Genomic DNA, 17,953 nt, shown 5'->3' on the forward strand with positions numbered 1-17,953 from the left:
GTTCTTACATTGAGTCCATCAAAACCCCTTGGGTGTTGTATGGTTAAGCCTCACGGGCAATTAGTACAGGTTAGCTCAACGCCTCACAACGCTTACACACCCTGCCTATCAACGTTCTAGTCTCGAACAACCCTTTAGGATACTTAAAGTATCAGGGAAGACTCATCTCAGGGCTCGCTTCCCGCTTAGATGCTTTCAGCGGTTATCGATTCCGAACTTAGCTACCGGGCAATGCGTCTGGCGACACAACCCGAACACCAGAGGTTCGTCCACTCCGGTCCTCTCGTACTAGGAGCAGCCCCCTTCAATCTTCCAACGCCCACGGCAGATAGGGACCGAACTGTCTCACGACGTTCTAAACCCAGCTCGCGTACCACTTTAAATGGCGAACAGCCATACCCTTGGGACCGACTTCAGCCCCAGGATGTGATGAGCCGACATCGAGGTGCCAAACACCGCCGTCGATATGAACTCTTGGGCGGTATCAGCCTGTTATCCCCGGAGTACCTTTTATCCGTTGAGCGATGGCCCTTCCATACAGAACCACCGGATCACTATGACCTGCTTTCGCACCTGCTCGAATTGTCATTCTCGCAGTCAAGCGGGCTTATGCCATTGCACTAACCTCACGATGTCCAACCGTGATTAGCCCACCTTCGTGCTCCTCCGTTACTCTTTGGGAGGAGACCGCCCCAGTCAAACTACCCACCAGGCACTGTCCGCAACCCCGATAAGGGGTCGACGTTAGAACATCAACACTACAAGGGTGGTATTTCAAGGACGGCTCCACACAATCTAGCGACTGTGCTTCAAAGCCTCCCACCTATCCTACACATGTAGGGTCAATGTTCAGTGCCAAGCTGTAGTAAAGGTTCACGGGGTCTTTCCGTCTAGCCGCGGGTACACTGCATCTTCACAGCGATTTCAATTTCACTGAGTCTCGGGTGGAGACAGCGTGGCCATCATTACGCCATTCGTGCAGGTCGGAACTTACCCGACAAGGAATTTCGCTACCTTAGGACCGTTATAGTTACGGCCGCCGTTTACCGGGGCTTCGATCAAGAGCTTCGACCGAAGTCTAACCCCATCAATTAACCTTCCGGCACCGGGCAGGCGTCACACCGTATACGTCATCTTACGATTTTGCACAGTGCTGTGTTTTTAATAAACAGTTGCAGCCACCTGGTATCTGCGACTCTCGTCAGCTCCATCCGCAAGGGACTTCACCATCAAGAGCGTACCTTCTCCCGAAGTTACGGTACCATTTTGCCTAGTTCCTTCACCCGAGTTCTCTCAAGCGCCTTGGTATTCTCTACCCGACCACCTGTGTCGGTTTGGGGTACGATTCCTTACAATCTGAAGCTTAGAGGCTTTTCCTGGAAGCATGGCATCAATGACTTCACTACCGTAGTAGCTCGACGTCGTGTCTCAGCCTTAAGAAGAGCCGGATTTACCTAACTCTTCAGCCTACGCACTTGAACCTGGACAACCGTCGCCAGGCCCACCTAGCCTTCTCCGTCCCCCCATCGCAATTGTAAGAAGTACGGGAATATTAACCCGTTTCCCATCGACTACGCCTTTCGGCCTCGCCTTAGGGGTCGACTTACCCTGCCCCGATTAACGTTGGACAGGAACCCTTGGTCTTCCGGCGAGGAGGTTTTTCACCCCCTTTATCGTTACTCATGTCAGCATTCGCACTTCTGATACCTCCAGCATGCTTTACAACACACCTTCAACGGCTTACAGAACGCTCCCCTACCCAATGAAGTAAACTTCATTGCCGCAGCTTCGGTTTATTACTTAGCCCCGTTACATCTTCCGCGCAGGCCGACTCGACCAGTGAGCTATTACGCTTTCTTTAAATGATGGCTGCTTCTAAGCCAACATCCTGGCTGTCTGAGCCTTCCCACATCGTTTCCCACTTAGTAATAATTTGGGACCTTAGCTGGCGGTCTGGGTTGTTTCCCTCTCCACGACGGACGTTAGCACCCGCCGTGTGTCTCCCGGATAGTACTTACTGGTATTCGGAGTTTGCAAAGGGTTGGTAAGTCGGGATGACCCCCTAGCCTTAACAGTGCTCTACCCCCAGTAGTATTCGTCCGAGGCGCTACCTAAATAGCTTTCGGGGAGAACCAGCTATCTCCAGGTTTGATTGGCCTTTCACCCCTAGCCACAAGTCATCCGCTAATTTTTCAACATTAGTCGGTTCGGTCCTCCAATTGATGTTACTCAATCTTCAACCTGCCCATGGCTAGATCACCTGGTTTCGGGTCTATATCCAGCGACTAAGTCGCGCAGTTAACACTCGCTTTCGCTACGGCTCCCCTAGATGGTTAACCTTGCCACTGAATATAAGTCGCTGACCCATTATACAAAAGGTACGCAGTCACACCACGAAGGTGCTCCTACTGCTTGTACGTACACGGTTTCAGGTTCTATTTCACTCCCCTCACAGGGGTTCTTTTCGCCTTTCCCTCACGGTACTGGTTCACTATCGGTCAGTCAGTAGTATTTAGCCTTGGAGGATGGTCCCCCCATATTCAGACAGGATATCACGTGTCCCGCCCTACTCGATTTCACTGAATGTGCGTTGTCAACTACGGGGCTATCACCCTTTATTGCCGGACTTTCCAGACCGTTCGTCTAACGCATATAAAGCTTAAGGGCTAGTCCAATTTCGCTCGCCGCTACTTTCGGAATCTCGGTTGATTTCTTTTCCTCGGGGTACTTAGATGTTTCAGTTCCCCCGGTTTGCCTCGCTGCGCTATGTATTCACGCAGCGATACTAGCTTATGCTAGTGGGTTTCCCCATTCGGAAATCCCAGACTCAAGTGGTTTTTACTACCTAATCTGGGCTTATCGCAAGTTAATACGTCCTTCATCGCCTCTGACTGCCAAGGCATCCACCGTGTACGCTTAGTCACTTAACCATACAACCCGAAGGAGTTTCGAGTTGATAATCAAATCACCAAAGTTGTCTCTCATTATTTGAATGAGCGAGAGACATTTCGATTTTGCCGGACTCAATTTCGAATAATCACTTTAAAAGTGATATTCCCAAGAACACTTGAATGTGTTTTTTGGTGTTTGTCTTAAAGACAAACATTGAGAACTTTACAAGTAATCTTAAAGATTACTTTGTCAGCTTTCCAAATTGTTAAAGAGCTAATCACTTCTTATGAAGTAACCATTTTTAAAAACTCTCAAGAGAGAATGTTTAAAGATGGTATCCCGTAGGGGAGTCGAACCCCTGTTACCGCCGTGAAAGGGCGGTGTCCTAGGCCTCTAGACGAACGGGACACTGTAAGCTTGTTTTGCTAAAAGCAGAAACAATATAGCTAGTGGTGGAGCTAATCGGGATCGAACCGATGACCTCTTCGCTGCCAGCGAAGCGCTCTCCCAGCTGAGCTATAGCCCCACATAAAATCGCTTCAGCATTTTATGCAGAACCAATCTTTTGCTCTGAAATTTAAACCATATCAATCTGTGTGGACACTCATCGTGAGTAATCATCGTATAAGGAGGTGATCCAGCGCCAGGTTCCCCTAGCGCTACCTTGTTACGACTTCACCCCAGTCATGAACCACAAAGTGGTAAGCGTCCTCCCGAAGGTTAAACTACCTACTTCTTTTGCAGCCCACTCCCATGGTGTGACGGGCGGTGTGTACAAGGCCCGGGAACGTATTCACCGTGGCATTCTGATCCACGATTACTAGCGATTCCGACTTCATGGAGTCGAGTTGCAGACTCCAATCCGGACTACGACGCACTTTTTGGGATTCGCTCACTATCGCTAGCTTGCTGCCCTCTGTATGCGCCATTGTAGCACGTGTGTAGCCCTACTCGTAAGGGCCATGATGACTTGACGTCGTCCCCACCTTCCTCCGGTTTATCACCGGCAGTCTCCCTGGAGTTCCCGACATTACTCGCTGGCAAACAAGGATAAGGGTTGCGCTCGTTGCGGGACTTAACCCAACATTTCACAACACGAGCTGACGACAGCCATGCAGCACCTGTCTCAGAGTTCCCGAAGGCACCAATCCATCTCTGGAAAGTTCTCTGGATGTCAAGAGTAGGTAAGGTTCTTCGCGTTGCATCGAATTAAACCACATGCTCCACCGCTTGTGCGGGCCCCCGTCAATTCATTTGAGTTTTAATCTTGCGACCGTACTCCCCAGGCGGTCTACTTAACGCGTTAGCTCCGAAAGCCACGGCTCAAGGCCACAACCTCCAAGTAGACATCGTTTACGGCGTGGACTACCAGGGTATCTAATCCTGTTTGCTCCCCACGCTTTCGCATCTGAGTGTCAGTATCTGTCCAGGGGGCCGCCTTCGCCACCGGTATTCCTTCAGATCTCTACGCATTTCACCGCTACACCTGAAATTCTACCCCCCTCTACAGTACTCTAGTCTGCCAGTTTCAAATGCTATTCCGAGGTTGAGCCCCGGGCTTTCACATCTGACTTAACAAACCACCTGCATGCGCTTTACGCCCAGTAATTCCGATTAACGCTCGCACCCTCCGTATTACCGCGGCTGCTGGCACGGAGTTAGCCGGTGCTTCTTCTGTCGCTAACGTCAAATGATAGTGCTATTAACACTACCACCTTCCTCACGACTGAAAGTGCTTTACAACCCGAAGGCCTTCTTCACACACGCGGCATGGCTGCATCAGGCTTGCGCCCATTGTGCAATATTCCCCACTGCTGCCTCCCGTAGGAGTCTGGACCGTGTCTCAGTTCCAGTGTGGCTGATCATCCTCTCAGACCAGCTAGGGATCGTCGCCTTGGTGAGCCATTACCTCACCAACTAGCTAATCCCACCTAGGCATATCCTGACGCGAGAGGCCCGAAGGTCCCCCTCTTTGGCCCGTAGGCATTATGCGGTATTAGCCATCGTTTCCAATGGTTATCCCCCACATCAGGGCAATTTCCTAGGCATTACTCACCCGTCCGCCGCTCGACGCCCTTAACGTTCCCCGAAGGTTCAGTTAAGTCGTTTCCGCTCGACTTGCATGTGTTAGGCCTGCCGCCAGCGTTCAATCTGAGCCATGATCAAACTCTTCAATTTAAGATTTTGTTCGGCTCAACGAATACTGACTTCAAAACTCATCCTTACTCGAAAGTAAGAAGTAATTTTAAAGCTATTACCATTCCAACAGAATGATAATGAATTGACTGTGCCAAGTCCGAAGACTTGATTGGTCACTCAGTTCATTGAAACCTAATTTGAAACCGCTCTTTATTAAGAGAAATTTCTAATTGGATTATCATCAACGAGTGCCCACACAGATTGATAGGTTCTTATTTTTAAAGAGCACACTCTGAAGTTCTCTTCAAAGTGGACGGCCATTTTAGCGAGATAACTTATCGTGTCAAACACTTTTTTAAGTTATTTCTCTGTGAGTTACTTTCGAACTCACTGACCTTGTCATCTCGGCTTCGCTTTGTTTGCTTTCCCGTGACAACGGAGGCGCATTATAGGGAGTTCGTTTAGGAACACAACCCTATTTTTCAAAAAAAACTTATCTTTTTGGTTCGTTCGTATAGAAAACAATCAAAAGCCGATAAAAGTGCATCAAAAAGGGGGCTACTGCCCCCTAAACCTTGAACTTCATCTCACTTTTCACTGCATTAGTGAAATTACTGGTGAGCGATAACTTGGTCATTGTTCACAATCAGCTGTACTTTCTTATCTGGCAATATTTGTCCGGCTAAGATTGATTTCGCTAGTGGGTTTTCGACATTTTGTTGAATGGCACGTTTTAGAGGTCGCGCACCATACACAGGATCAAAACCAACTTGAGCAATCAAATCGAGGGCTTTTGCGGATACCTCTAATTGGTAACCTTTTTCTTCTAAGCGTTTAGCTAGACGTTCCAGTTGAATAGAAGCAATCGACTTTATGTGCTCTTGACCAAGCGGATGGAATACAACACTTTCATCAACACGGTTTAAAAACTCAGGACGGAAGTGCTTACTAACCACATCCATAACTTCATTCTTAATGCCTTGGTAATCCAGAGTAGCAAAGTTCTCTTGGATGCGAGCTGAACCTAAGTTCGATGTCATGATCACTACAGTATTACGGAAATCAACCGTTCTACCCTGACCATCAGTTAATCGACCATCATCCAATACTTGCAGCAAAATATTGAACACATCGGGATGCGCCTTTTCTACTTCATCTAATAGGATGACAGAATAAGGTTTGCGACGAACCGCTTCTGTTAGATAACCACCCTCCTCATAACCAACGTAACCCGGAGGCGCACCAACTAACCTTGCCACAGAATGTTTCTCCATGAATTCAGACATGTCGATACGTACCATTGCATCTTCGCTATCGAACATAAAGCTCGCGAGTGTCTTACACAATTCCGTTTTACCCACCCCCGTAGGGCCTAAGAATAAGAAGGAACCAATTGGTTTGTTTGGATCTGATAATCCTGCTCGACTACGGCGGATTGCATTCGATACCACTTCTACCGCTTCTGCCTGACCAATCACACGTTTGTGCAATACCTCTTCCATGCGGAGCAGTTTCTCTTTTTCTGCTTCGAGCATTTTAGAGACTGGTATACCCGTTTGCTTAGAGAGTACATCTGCAATCTCGTTATCCGTCACCTTATTGCGTAGTAGCGTCATCTCTTGCATCTCAGCTTGAGTTGCAAGGTCGAGTTGTTTTTCAAGTTCAGGAATACGACCGTATTGCAATTCAGACATACGGTTTAAATCACCTGCGCGGCGAGCAAAATCCATGTCCATACGCGCTTGCTCTAGTTCACCTTTAATATGTTGTGTACCAGAAAGGGCCGCTTTTTCAGCATTCCACACTTCTTCAAGCTCCGCGTATTCGCGTTCTTTTTCATCCAACTCTTCATTAAGTGCATTTAAACGTTTTTCACTCGCTTCATCATGTTCATTACTTAATGCTTGTTGTTCGATTTTAAGCTGAATGATCTTACGCTCTAGCTTGTCTAGTGACTCAGGCTTGGAGTCAATCTGCAAACGAATGCTAGAAGCCGCTTCATCAATTAAGTCGATCGCTTTGTCCGGTAATTGACGGTCTGACACATAACGGTGTGACAAACTGGCCGCTGCGACAATCGCAGGGTCGGTAATCTCTACATGATGATGAAGTTCATAGCGCTCTTTTAGACCACGCAAAATCGCAACGGTATCTTCAACACTAGGTTCGTCCACCAGCACTTTTTGGAAACGACGCTCAAGTGCGGCATCTTTCTCTATATACTGACGATATTCATCCAATGTTGTTGCACCGACACAGTGAAGCTCGCCACGTGCCAACGCTGGTTTAAGCATATTGCCTGCATCCATAGAGCCTTCGCCTTTGCCAGCGCCGACCATAGTATGTAATTCATCGATAAAGAGAATAACGTTGCCTTCTTCTTTGGCTAATTCATTCAATACCGATTTCAAACGTTCTTCGAATTCACCACGATATTTCGCTCCTGCTACGAGCGATCCCATATCTAGTGAAAGCACACGACGCCCGCGTAGACCTTCCGGAACTTCATTATTAATGATGCGCTGCGCCAAACCTTCCACAATAGCGGTTTTACCCACGCCCGGCTCACCGATAATGACAGGATTGTTTTTAGTTCGACGTTGCAGTACTTGAATGGTTCGACGGATTTCATCATCGCGACCGATCACAGGATCCAGCTTACCCTGCTCTGCACGTTCGGTAAGGTCAATCGTGAACTTTTCCAAGGCTTGGCGAAGCTCTTCTGCATTGGGGTCATTGACCTTTTGACCACCTCTGATCTTTTCGATTGCTTGGCTAACTTTTTGCTCAGTTAAGCCGAGCTCTTTAAGCAATTGACCAAGAGGACCACGGTCTTCCATTGCAGCAAGTAAGAAGACTTCTGATGAGATGTAAGAGTCCTGACGCTTTTGAGCCACCTTGTCACACAGGTTAAACAAAGTCCCCATTGAACTAGACAATTGAACATCACCACCAATACCGCTTACTTTTGGCAATCGGTCTAACATCTCGCTCAACTTTGAACGTAACTGAGTAACGTCGACATCTAACATTGTTAGCAATGGACGAATTGGGCTACCGTTTTGATCCAGCAAAGCCACCATAAGATGGACTGGTTCGATGTATTGATGATCGCGCCCTAACGCCAGTGACTGAGCATCAGAGATAGCGATTTGAAACTTACTTGTGAATCTATCAAGACGCATATCTTCCTTCCTAACCTCAACTTAAGAGAATTCTTTTGACAGTTAGAAAGATGGATACGCAAAGGGGGAATTTCAAGGGAGTGAATCAATAAAGATAGCTTTGCAAAAATAGAGCTATGCATCATAGCGAATTTGCGCTTGGTCAGAGTTAATCTTCAATCCAAATAAAAGTGGCTTGTCGACCAGTCACACCATCACGGCGATAGGAATAAAAGTCATCTTTGTCTTGAAAAGTACATAGACCTGAATCAAATACTTGAGTGACACCAAGTTTATTAAGACGCTGAGTTGCAAGCTTGGACATATCCGCTAACCACTTTCCTTCAACATCACGAGGGGTAAAGGCTTGATGAGCTTGTGAGTCGAAATCCATAAAGACTTGGAGGACATCCTCCCCCACTTCAAATGCTTTTGGTCCAATAGCAGGACCAAGCCACGCCATTACCTCACCAGAAAACAACTCTAATGCGTTTTCAATGATACCATTCGCTAAACCACGCCAACCGGCATGCACCGCAGCAACTTGGGTACCTTGCATATTGGTCAGTAAAACGGGTAAACAATCTGCCGTCATAGCAGAACAGATAACATTGCTTGAACACGTATATATGCCATCCGCATCGAGCACTTGCAAAGTCGGAGCACTCACTTGAGTGACAACCGTCGAATGAGTTTGGTTTAACCAGATAGGTGCGGTCGGCATATTTGCCTGTTGCGCTAACCATTCGCGGTTTTTTTCAACTAATGACAGTTCATCCCCAACGTGTGCACCTAAGTTAAGCCCTTGATACGGAGCAGAAGAAAAACCCCCTACTCTCGTAGAGGAAAAAGCTTTTACATTCTTAGGCGCAGGCCAGTTGGGAATAACTGTCTTCATATTAGAACTCGTCTGGTAGACCGTATTCTTCTGTATCTTTGCGCAACGCTTCTGTCATGACGACCATATCCGCAGGCACTGGAGCATGGAACTCAAGCTCTTCACCAGTGATAGGATGTTCAAAGCGAAGCATTACCGCGTGCAGTGCTTGACGGTCAAAGCCACGAATCATCGCAGTCACTTCTTCTGAAGCACCTGTCGGGATACGAGCACGACCACCGTAAGCGGTATCACCTAATAGCGGATGCTGCAGGTAAGACATGTGCACACGGATTTGGTGTGTACGACCGGTTTCTAGACGAAGACGAATGCGTGTATGCTCGCGGAAGTGCTCAGCAACACGGTAGTGTGTTACTGCTGGCTTACCCAGAGGAGCTACAGCCATCAGCGTACGCTTAGTAGAGTGACGACCAATTGGCTTATCCACTTTACCGCCTGCTGTCATACGGCCGATAGCAATCGCTTCGTATTCACGTGTAATGTTACGTTTTTGCAGAGCACGAACTAGACGAGTTTGCGCCGGAACGGTTTTTGCGACCACCATTAGGCCAGTCGTATCTTTATCCAAACGGTGCACAATACCTGCACGAGGTACTTCTGCAATATCAGGATAATGATGCAATAGCGCGTTGAGCACGGTACCATCTGGAGTACCCGCACCAGGGTGAACAACAAAATCACGAGGCTTATTGATTACGATGATGTCATCATCTTCGTAGACGATATCTAGAGGGATATCTTGCGCTTCCCAGCGTTCTTCATCTTCCAGCTCGGCTTGCAAGGTAATTTCCTCGCCACCCATAACTTTGGTGCGAGGTTTAGTGACAACTTCACCATTCACTTGTACTTTCCCGTCAAGAAGCCATTCTTTCAGGCGAGAGCGAGAAAAGTCTGCGAATAATTCGGCGATAGCTTGGTCCAAACGTTGACCTAATTGGCTATCTTTTACGGTGTTGGTTAAAACAATCTGCTGAGCCATATCGAACTTTTTTAAAAACTGTGAGACTAATGCTCACGACTGTGGAAAAATAGACTATTACGTCATTGTATCTGTTACTGGAAAGAAAGTAACGGCAGCTTAAGAAATATTTAGATTCAAGGAACAGACTCCTGATATGAAACATCAGACTTTAACAGGCCTTTTAGCGGTATCCCTTCTGTTTGGCTGTGCAAGCAAAGAAGAAATCGTTCCTGATGTGCCACCTTCTGAACTGTATGCTGACGCGCAAACGTCGCTTCAAAGTGGTAACTGGCTTTCTGCTATTGAGAAATTGGAAGCTTTAGATTCGCGTTACCCGTTTGGTGCCTACTCTGAGCAGGTACAACTTGACCTTATTTACGCGTACTACAAAAACGACGACCTAGCATTAGGTCTTGCAACGATTTCTCGCTTTATGCGTTTGAACCCAACTCATGAAAAAATGGACTGGGTATTGTACATGCGTGGTTTGAGCCACATGGCGCAAGACCGTAACTTTATGCATGACTTGTTCAACGTTGACCGTAGTGACCGAGATCCAGAGCCAGTTAAGAAAGCATTTGATGATTTCAAAAAACTGCTAGAGCGTTACCCAAACAGCCCATATGCTGAAGATTCACAAAAACGCATGGTGGCACTGAAAAACCGCTTAGCAAACTACGACCTTGCTACTGCGGACTTCTATCTACGCCGTGAAGCTTGGATTGCTGCGATTAACCGTGCCCAAGAACTTCAAAAAGCATTCCCAGATACTGAAGCAGCACGCAAGTCACTGGATATTCAGTTAGAAGCTTACAAGCAACTGGAACTAAAAGATGCAGTTGCCAGAACGGAAGAGCTGATAAAGCTTAACCCAGTAAAATAACACCAACCGCCACAGCTTTGCCTGTGGCGGTTTTGTCCCCCCCTTCCTCATTTTTGCTTTATCCTTTCTCGTTACCACATTCATTACCTTGATGATTTTTTAAGCGACACATATGCTTAAGGTTCTCCTTCACCATCAACATGGATGTGAACATGGCATTATCAAAGCTATGGACAGGACTTCTACTGTTACTCTCAGCATCAGCATTTGCTTTAGAGTTGTCCCCTCTGAGACAGCCCCCTTACACAGGTGATCTCGATGTCATTAAAGAGAAGAACGTCTTGCGTGTGTTGGTATCTGCCGATTTGGGTTTCTATTACATAGAGGGAGGTGAACCAAAAGGGATTGGCGCTGAGTTGCTTGCGCATTTTGAGAGAGATTTACGCAAACTCAAACCTAAGATCAATATTCAAATCATTCCTGTATCTCGTGATGAGCTGCTTCCTTCCCTAGAACAAGGGCTGGGAGATCTGGTTGTTGCGAATCTCACCATTACCGACGCACGTAAGAAATTGGTTGATTTTAGTGATCCTGCCATTACGGGAATTGAAGAGTGGGTGATCACCGACAAGAAAACACCTGTGATGACCAAGCTTGACCAGTTAAGCGGCAAGGAAATATGGGTACGTGCCAGTTCAAGTTACTTCGAGAGCATTCAGGCATTAAACAAACAACTTAATAAGAAAGGCTTACCACCTGTTGTTGTGCATTTCATAGAAGAAACACTACAAGACTACGAATTGGTGGGAATGCTCAACAATGGCTATGTCAAAGCCATCGTTCTTGATAGCCACAAAGCCAAGTTGTGGATGAGCTTTATGGATGATATTCGCTCTCATACAAAAATCCCCCTCCGCACCGGCGGTGAGATAGCATGGGCAATGAGGCACGATAGTCCAGAGTTGAAGAAAGTGGTGAATAAATTCATCAAGACATCAAGATCCGGCACCTTATTGGGCAATGTGATTTACGGCAAATATATCGATAATACTAATTGGCTCAACAAAGCCCTCAACCCGAAAAAAATCGCGCAATTAGAAAAGCTCTCTTCCTTATTCTCTAAATATGGAGAGAAATACGATTTTGATTATCTGCTTATCGCCGCAGTGGCCTATCAAGAATCTGGATTTAACAATAATCTAGTATCGAGTCGAGGTGCAGTTGGCATCATGCAAATTCTGCCAAGTACTGCCAGCGACCCAAACGTAAACATCAAAAACGTTCGAAACTTAGAGAACAATGTCCATGCTGGTGTGAAGTACATGGCCTTTCTACGTCGATACTACTTCAGCGATGAAGCAATCAGTAAAGAGAACAAACTGTACCTAACGCTTGCCGCATACAATGCAGGGCCTGGAAATATAGAGAGAATGCGCAAACGCGCCGCGCAACAAGGTTATGACCCAAACGTTTGGTTTCACAATGTAGAAGTGGTGACGCGACGTAGCTTAGGCGAAACCGTCAGATACGTCACTAACGTGAACCGCTACTACGTTATTTACAAGCAACTCGAAAGCCTCGACCTAGCCAAGACATTGGACAACGTCTTATTAGCGCCAGAAGACCCTGTGTTCATGACGCCATTGAAGAAAATAAGCCAAACGCCATAAAACCGAGAACAAAAAACCAAAAACGCCGCTCAGTTCATGAGCGGCGTTTTTGAATCTAACTTACTATGCACTTTAAGAGTGATCTGATTCACATCTTTGTTCTGGTTAATTTTTAACTAACTAGAATTACAGGCCGTATAACTCCCCTAAAAACGGGATAGTTTTCAGCTCAGTACTCTATCCAATCTAATGATTTCGAATCCGATAACAAGCAATTTTCACAGAAATCTAAACAGTTCTTGAGAAAGATCACATTCACTTCCCACCTATAAAAAACCACTCAAAATAGTGATCTATATCACATTATTTTATCCTAAGAGCGGTAATCTGAATTCAACCCATGAGGGATGAAACAGAGGAAAAACATTTATGACAATGAACATCACTGGTAAAAATATCGAAATCACCTCTGCAATCCGAGCTCATATTGAGAGCAAATTTAAAAAGCTGGAGAAATGGCAAGTAGACATCATCGGATGCCAAGCAACTTTCAGTGAGGAACCAAACAAACAGAAGAAATTCGAAGCCGTTATTACGGTTCCTAAAGGGCAACTAATCGCCTCAGCTACTCACGAAGATCTTTACGCAGCTATCAACGAAGTGGAGCAAAAACTAGAACGACAATTGAATAAGCTGACCCACAAACCTGAAGCTCGACGTGCTAGCAAGCCAGAGTTAGTGGAAGAAGAAGAGTAAACCGACCAGATCGAGGAAGTAGCGCCGTAAGGCGCTATTTTTTTGCTTGACGCTCCCCGCCTGCTTGCTTATTGTGTTTAAACACTCACAAATTAAGCACTATTTATGCATTTGACTCACCTGTTTCTTTTTGACTTCTTTTTCCTTCCATAGTTGGAGGGGCTAACTCGTTTGTGAAAGAAAAGTCAAAAACAAACAGAAAGCCTCCCAAATCGGGAGGCTTTTTTTATAAGGAAAGAATTGATGACTGACCAACCTATTTCCCTGGATGAAATTCGTTTACGTTTGAATGAGCTTGATGACGAGCTTTTAAGCTTGCTGTCTGAACGTCGTAAGCTCAGCATTGAAGTAGCAAAAAGCAAAGTCCAAACATCAAAACCTGTTCGTGATGCTGTCCGTGAACAACAACTACTAGTAAAACTGATTACCAACGGCCGTGATAAATACGAACTCGACGCTCAGTACATCACCAAACTTTTCCATACGATCATCGAAGATTCGGTGCTTTTGCAACAAAGCTATCTACAGAACCTAGTCAACCCTCAGCAAAGTCGTAAACCATTAGCACGAGTGGCTTTCTTAGGAGCTAAAGGGTCTTACTCTCACTTAGCTAGTCGTGAGTACTTCAGTCGTAAAAATACAGAGCTAATTGAACTCAACTGCGAGCACTTCAAAGAAGTAACTCAGACCGTTGAATCTGGCCATGCTGATTATGGTGTTCTACCAATTGAAAACACCAGTTCTGGTTCAATTAACGAAGTCTACGACCTTCTACAACACACAACACTTTATATCGTAGGAGAGCTGACTCAACCGATTGAGCATTGCCTTGTTGCAACCAAAGACATTCGTCTAGAGAACATCAAAACGCTTTACTCTCACCCGCAGCCCCATCAGCAATGCAGTGAGTTCCTTAGTAGAATGAAAGGCGTTCAACTCGAATCTTGTGCGAGCACAGCCGATGCGATGCAGAAGGTACAAGAATTGGGCCGTGATGATGTCGCCGCTATCGGTAATGCTTCCAGTGGTAAGCTTTATGGCTTACAAGCGATCCAAGGCAACATCGCGAACCAAACTGAAAACCATACCCGCTTTATTGTGGTTGCTCGTAAACCTGTCGAGGTCTCCACACAGATACCGGCAAAAACCACATTGATTATGTCTACCTCTCAAGAGGCAGGTTCTTTAGTCGAGACCCTGTTAGTACTGCAACGTTTCGGTATCAACATGACTAAGTTAGAGTCCCGTCCGATCATGGGTAACCCATGGGAAGAAATGTTCTATGTTGATTTAGAATCACACCTTGGTTCCACCGCCATGCAGCATGTGCTCGATGAGCTCACCAAGATAACTAAACACCTGAAAGTATTAGGATGTTACCCAAGTGAGAACGTAAAACCCACTCAAGTAAAATTGGGTTAATAGACATCGATAGGTAAAAAGATCATGGTAGACCAAAAAGTCGTTATCGCTTCACTCAACCCTGCAAAAATTAAAGCCGTAGAGAGTGCTTTTCAAAGTGCTTTCCCTGAACAACGTTTTAACTTTTTCGGAGTCAGTGTCCCGAGTGAAGTTTCAGACCAGCCAATGACCAATGATGAAACACGCCGAGGTGCTTTAAATCGTGTTCGCAATGCTAAAACTGAGATGCCGAATGCTGATTTCTATATTGGTTTAGAAGCGGGTATTGAAGGAAAAGTTACTTTTGCTTGGATGGTGATTGAATCCGCGACTCATCGTGGAGAGTCGCGTTCAGCAAGTTTGATGCTACCACCAAAAGTGCTAGAAAAACTTGAACATGCCAATGAACTGGGTGATGTAATGGATGAAGTATTTGGTACTGACAACATCAAACAAAAAGGTGGCGCAATTGGCCTGTTAACTCAAAACCAACTGACGCGCAGTTCGGTCTACCACCAAGCTTTGATTCTGGCGTTGATTCCTTTTACCAACCCTGAACATTTCCCTGCAAACCTATAGCTGTGTGGCTCTTATTAAGAGTCTGAAGCTGATAGTCGAGTAAAGTACGTATTAAAATACGTATTAAAAAGGGCGGATATTCCGCCCTTTTTGCTGTCCGTAACTCAAAGATTATTGAGCGCCCTGCTCTAATAATGTCTTAAGTTTGTCTTTGTCGACATCGGACTTTGACTTTAACTCGTTAGAGCCACGGGTAATTGTCGCAATACCAACCCCAAGCATTTGACTGATTTGACGCTGTGAGAGCTCACCTTTTAGCAACTCGTTGAGAATATTAACGCGTGCGGTCAGTGACTCTCGCTCATCCGGTGTCATTAGCATGGTCAACAACATTTCGTGTTGCTGATTGTCCACACTTGAACGGATTAACTCGACAATCTGTTGCCAGTCTTTGTACTCAGGTTCATGTGACATCAAGTTACCTCACTCAATACTTGGTATTGATCTCTTCTTGGGTCAAGAACGAACCGTCGACACCTAAAAGGTCGCGGTAGTACGTTTCGAACATCAAAATGTTCTGTACATACCCACGCGTCTCTTTAAATGAAATCGCCTCTATAAAGGAATAAGCATCCACTTTTCCTTGAGTTCGCTCTCGCCACATTTTTACTCGGTTAGGCCCTGCATTATAAGCAGCGAGCGAAAAAATACGATTATTATCGTAATCTTCCATTAAGCCTTGTAAGTAATGGCTACCAATTTCAATGTTCTTACCTACATTGTAGAGATCTTGCGTACCTTGATATTTCAGCTTGTACTTGTTTGCCGTGTACTTAGCCGTCGCAGGCATAATCTGCATCAGACCACGAGCTCCAACCGGAGAGCGCGCTTCAGAATCAAGTGCACTCTCTTGTCTCGCCAAAGACATCATTGTGATTGGGTCGATATTGTGTTTCTCAGCGTAAAAGTTAAACCACCAGCGATGCGCGACAGGGAATCGCAACGGAATGTTATCCCACATCTGAGCTTGAATACTCGCAATAACCGTCAAGTTATGCCAATGCTTAGACGCGGCAAAAGCGGCAAGTTGCGTTTTTTCCTCTTTACCAACACGACGGAGCAAATGTGTCCATTCACTCTTCGCCGCAGCGATCTTGTCGGTTGCTATCAGCTCTTCAATACGAAGCAGCGATTTTTGATATGGCTGAATAGCTTTCTTATCGAGCTTAACAGAGCTTGATGGATACTTGATCGATTGACCAATCGCATTCGCTGCGGCCACACTGTAAAAGTTACGCTGGCCAGTCTGTTTTGCTAAACGTTGCTTGCCTGCGACTTCATCACCCAATGCGATTTCACTGCGCCCTAACCAGTATTGCCACCGAAGTGATGCTTGCTCTTCATCATTAAGCACTGCGATCCATTTTTTTACCCCTTGCCAGTCGCCATTTTGAATCGATAAACGAATACGACTTTCAATCAGAGGTAGGTTTTTACTGGTTTTTGTTTTGTCATCGCGCCACTTCGCCAATGAATCTGATTCAGTACGAATCAAACGAATCGCAATGTAATCCGCCAGTGCTTGAGCCTTTTCTGGAGAGAACTTTTGCCCTTTCACTACGGTCGCATAAGCATCTTGCGCTTGCTTGGTGTTTTTTCGAGCCAGTTTCTCTAATGCGAATTCTGCTTGAGTTCGATTAAAGTCATTCGCTTGTTGCTTCTTGGCAAACTCCGCCACATTTTCAGGCTTATCGAACAATGCCTTCATCGCTTTGGCTTGCTGCTGAGCTTTGGCCGATGTAGGCAACTTTTGCAGATAGGCCATTAGCCCGCCATTACGCGCATCAAATGCTAATAACATGCGTTGTAAAATCATGTCATCTGTGCGTTCACCCGCTTTGTCCCATGCAGAGAACAGTGGGTCACATTCATCAGCAATACTCTTGCCGCGCAGCCACATGTGCTCTGCGCCTTTAAAGGCAGCAACTTGTTTCCCTTGTTCTAGCTGAGCGACATAGAAAATACACTGATAACGCTCACCACTTGGCTCAACTTTCTGGAACTCGGTAATGGTTTTCCAATCTTTCTGGCGATAAAGGTTATCTAGATACGGGGCGCGAATACGACGTGAGAATGGAAAAGCTTCATGTTCACTAATAAACGCATCTACCTGTTGTGATGACTTGCTCGATAATTGCCTCAGAAATACCCGATAGTCCACATAAGGAGTGAGTGGATAATCAGCGATTTTGGAACGAATAGACAAGTAGCCATCAATGTCATTCTTGTCTAATAAATTTTGTGCCTGCTCATAGACTTGACGCTGCTTTTCTAGGCTCAGCGTCGCGTTTGCCGACACGCTTACCGCACATAAAGCGGCTGCGTAGCATACTCTTTTAGCCAATTCAGTTACGTTGAATTTCATGTGCGTCATTTTCCCCAGACGTTTCTCTCTTCATGCTTTACCACTGGTGAATACAAACGTAGTAAGCAATAAAGCATATGCATCTATTTACACCGTAATAAGTGCTTATTGTAAAGCGACTTGATGTAATAAATGTTGTACTCGTAAAACTTTAGAACCCTTTAAGACAAATAGATTCCCATCAATTCATCCAACTAAATGAACTGTTGGCTTTGATTTAAAGACGAACAAGAAAAGTGTATACCCTAAAGTTGAGAGTTTCCGGTCAGCGATGAAGAAGAAATCACACAAGATGCTAATTTCTTGCAATGCGGTAACAAAACTGAAGGAGTTGGTATAAAATAGAGCCTTTGAATGACAGTTAA

10 protein-coding genes, 2 tRNA genes, 2 rRNA genes and 1 other annotated feature are annotated in these 17,953 nt (G+C 45.7%); of the genes, 5 read left to right on the forward strand and 9 right to left on the reverse strand.

Annotation, left to right across the window (positions count from 1 at the left end; translation table 11 throughout):
* Nucleotides 1–39: 39 nt before the first annotated feature.
* From C1S73_RS07865 to rluD, 7 genes are all read right to left on the reverse strand, one after another.
* Nucleotides 40–2,930 (reverse strand): 23S ribosomal RNA (locus C1S73_RS07865).
* A gap of 294 nt (nucleotides 2,931–3,224) precedes the next feature.
* Nucleotides 3,225–3,300 (reverse strand) — tRNA-Glu (locus tag C1S73_RS07870).
* Between the two features lie 42 nt (nucleotides 3,301–3,342).
* Nucleotides 3,343–3,418, reverse strand: a tRNA-Ala gene (locus C1S73_RS07875).
* Between the two features lie 99 nt (nucleotides 3,419–3,517).
* Nucleotides 3,518–5,070, reverse strand: a 16S ribosomal RNA gene (locus C1S73_RS07880).
* The 16S and 23S rRNA genes sit together here with 2 tRNA genes alongside, the layout of an rRNA operon.
* Nucleotides 5,071–5,642: 572 nt before the next feature.
* Entirely contained in the window at nucleotides 5,643–8,216 is a 2,574-nt protein-coding gene (gene clpB, locus C1S73_RS07890; RefSeq protein WP_038874000.1) for an ATP-dependent chaperone ClpB, read from the reverse strand.
* 148 nt (nucleotides 8,217–8,364) lie between these two features.
* Nucleotides 8,365–9,093, reverse strand: a complete 729-nt coding sequence (gene pgeF, locus C1S73_RS07895; protein WP_038874002.1) for a peptidoglycan editing factor PgeF — start codon at nucleotides 9,091–9,093, stop codon at nucleotides 8,365–8,367.
* Between the two features lies 1 nt (nucleotide 9,094).
* Nucleotides 9,095–10,072 (reverse strand): 23S rRNA pseudouridine(1911/1915/1917) synthase RluD, encoded by a 978-nt coding sequence (gene rluD / locus C1S73_RS07900; RefSeq protein ID WP_038874005.1) that lies wholly within the window; start codon nucleotides 10,070–10,072, stop codon nucleotides 9,095–9,097.
* A gap of 136 nt (nucleotides 10,073–10,208) precedes the next feature.
* Between rluD and C1S73_RS07905 the strand changes: the two genes are divergently transcribed.
* The 5 genes from C1S73_RS07905 (at nucleotide 10,209) to yjjX (ending at nucleotide 15,223) form a co-directional block, all read left to right on the forward strand.
* Nucleotides 10,209–10,937 carry an outer membrane protein assembly factor BamD gene (locus C1S73_RS07905; protein ID WP_038874006.1) on the forward strand — a complete coding sequence of 243 codons (729 nt, stop codon included), beginning with the start codon at nucleotides 10,209–10,211 and terminating at the stop codon, nucleotides 10,935–10,937.
* A 152-nt stretch (nucleotides 10,938–11,089) separates the two neighbouring features.
* Nucleotides 11,090–12,547 (forward strand): MltF family protein, encoded by a 1,458-nt coding sequence (locus C1S73_RS07910; RefSeq protein ID WP_038868800.1) that lies wholly within the window; start codon nucleotides 11,090–11,092, stop codon nucleotides 12,545–12,547.
* A gap of 369 nt (nucleotides 12,548–12,916) precedes the next feature.
* Nucleotides 12,917–13,243 (forward strand): ribosome hibernation-promoting factor, HPF/YfiA family, encoded by a 327-nt coding sequence (hpf, locus tag C1S73_RS07915; protein ID WP_038868798.1) that lies wholly within the window; start codon nucleotides 12,917–12,919, stop codon nucleotides 13,241–13,243.
* Between the two features lie 108 nt (nucleotides 13,244–13,351).
* Nucleotides 13,352–13,473, forward strand: a sequence feature (Phe leader region).
* A 13-nt stretch (nucleotides 13,474–13,486) separates the two neighbouring features.
* A complete protein-coding gene (pheA, locus tag C1S73_RS07920; protein WP_038866429.1) occupies nucleotides 13,487–14,665 on the forward strand; it encodes a prephenate dehydratase in 1,179 nt (392 codons plus the stop codon).
* 24 nt (nucleotides 14,666–14,689) lie between these two features.
* Nucleotides 14,690–15,223 carry an inosine/xanthosine triphosphatase gene (gene yjjX / locus C1S73_RS07925; RefSeq protein ID WP_038866427.1) on the forward strand — a complete coding sequence of 178 codons (534 nt, stop codon included), beginning with the start codon at nucleotides 14,690–14,692 and terminating at the stop codon, nucleotides 15,221–15,223.
* 111 nt (nucleotides 15,224–15,334) lie between these two features.
* On the opposite strand, the gene trpR is transcribed toward yjjX, so the two are convergent.
* Both trpR and C1S73_RS07935 read right to left on the reverse strand, forming a co-directional pair.
* Entirely contained in the window at nucleotides 15,335–15,637 is a 303-nt protein-coding gene (gene trpR, locus C1S73_RS07930; protein WP_038866424.1) for a trp operon repressor, read from the reverse strand.
* 13 nt (nucleotides 15,638–15,650) lie between these two features.
* Nucleotides 15,651–17,597 carry a transglycosylase SLT domain-containing protein gene (locus C1S73_RS07935; protein WP_038866422.1) on the reverse strand — a complete coding sequence of 649 codons (1,947 nt, stop codon included), beginning with the start codon at nucleotides 17,595–17,597 and terminating at the stop codon, nucleotides 15,651–15,653.
* Between the last annotated feature and the right edge of the window lie 356 nt (nucleotides 17,598–17,953).

This window comes from Vibrio jasicida 090810c (assembly GCF_002887615.1).
In the GTDB taxonomy this organism is placed as follows: domain Bacteria; phylum Pseudomonadota; class Gammaproteobacteria; order Enterobacterales; family Vibrionaceae; genus Vibrio; species Vibrio jasicida.

Coding starts and splice junctions, on each gene's coding strand:
- clpB (WP_038874000.1), bottom strand. CDS start 8,216: ATGCGTCTTGATAGATTCACAAGTAAGTTTCAAATCGCTATCTCTGAT.
- pgeF (WP_038874002.1), bottom strand. CDS start 9,093: ATGAAGACAGTTATTCCCAACTGGCCTGCGCCTAAGAATGTAAAAGCT.
- rluD (WP_038874005.1), bottom strand. CDS start 10,072: ATGGCTCAGCAGATTGTTTTAACCAACACCGTAAAAGATAGCCAATTA.
- C1S73_RS07905 (WP_038874006.1), top strand. CDS start 10,209: ATGAAACATCAGACTTTAACAGGCCTTTTAGCGGTATCCCTTCTGTTT.
- C1S73_RS07910 (WP_038868800.1), top strand. CDS start 11,090: ATGGCATTATCAAAGCTATGGACAGGACTTCTACTGTTACTCTCAGCA.
- hpf (WP_038868798.1), top strand. CDS start 12,917: ATGACAATGAACATCACTGGTAAAAATATCGAAATCACCTCTGCAATC.
- pheA (WP_038866429.1), top strand. CDS start 13,487: ATGACTGACCAACCTATTTCCCTGGATGAAATTCGTTTACGTTTGAAT.
- yjjX (WP_038866427.1), top strand. CDS start 14,690: ATGGTAGACCAAAAAGTCGTTATCGCTTCACTCAACCCTGCAAAAATT.
- trpR (WP_038866424.1), bottom strand. CDS start 15,637: ATGTCACATGAACCTGAGTACAAAGACTGGCAACAGATTGTCGAGTTA.
- C1S73_RS07935 (WP_038866422.1), bottom strand. CDS start 17,597: ATGACGCACATGAAATTCAACGTAACTGAATTGGCTAAAAGAGTATGC.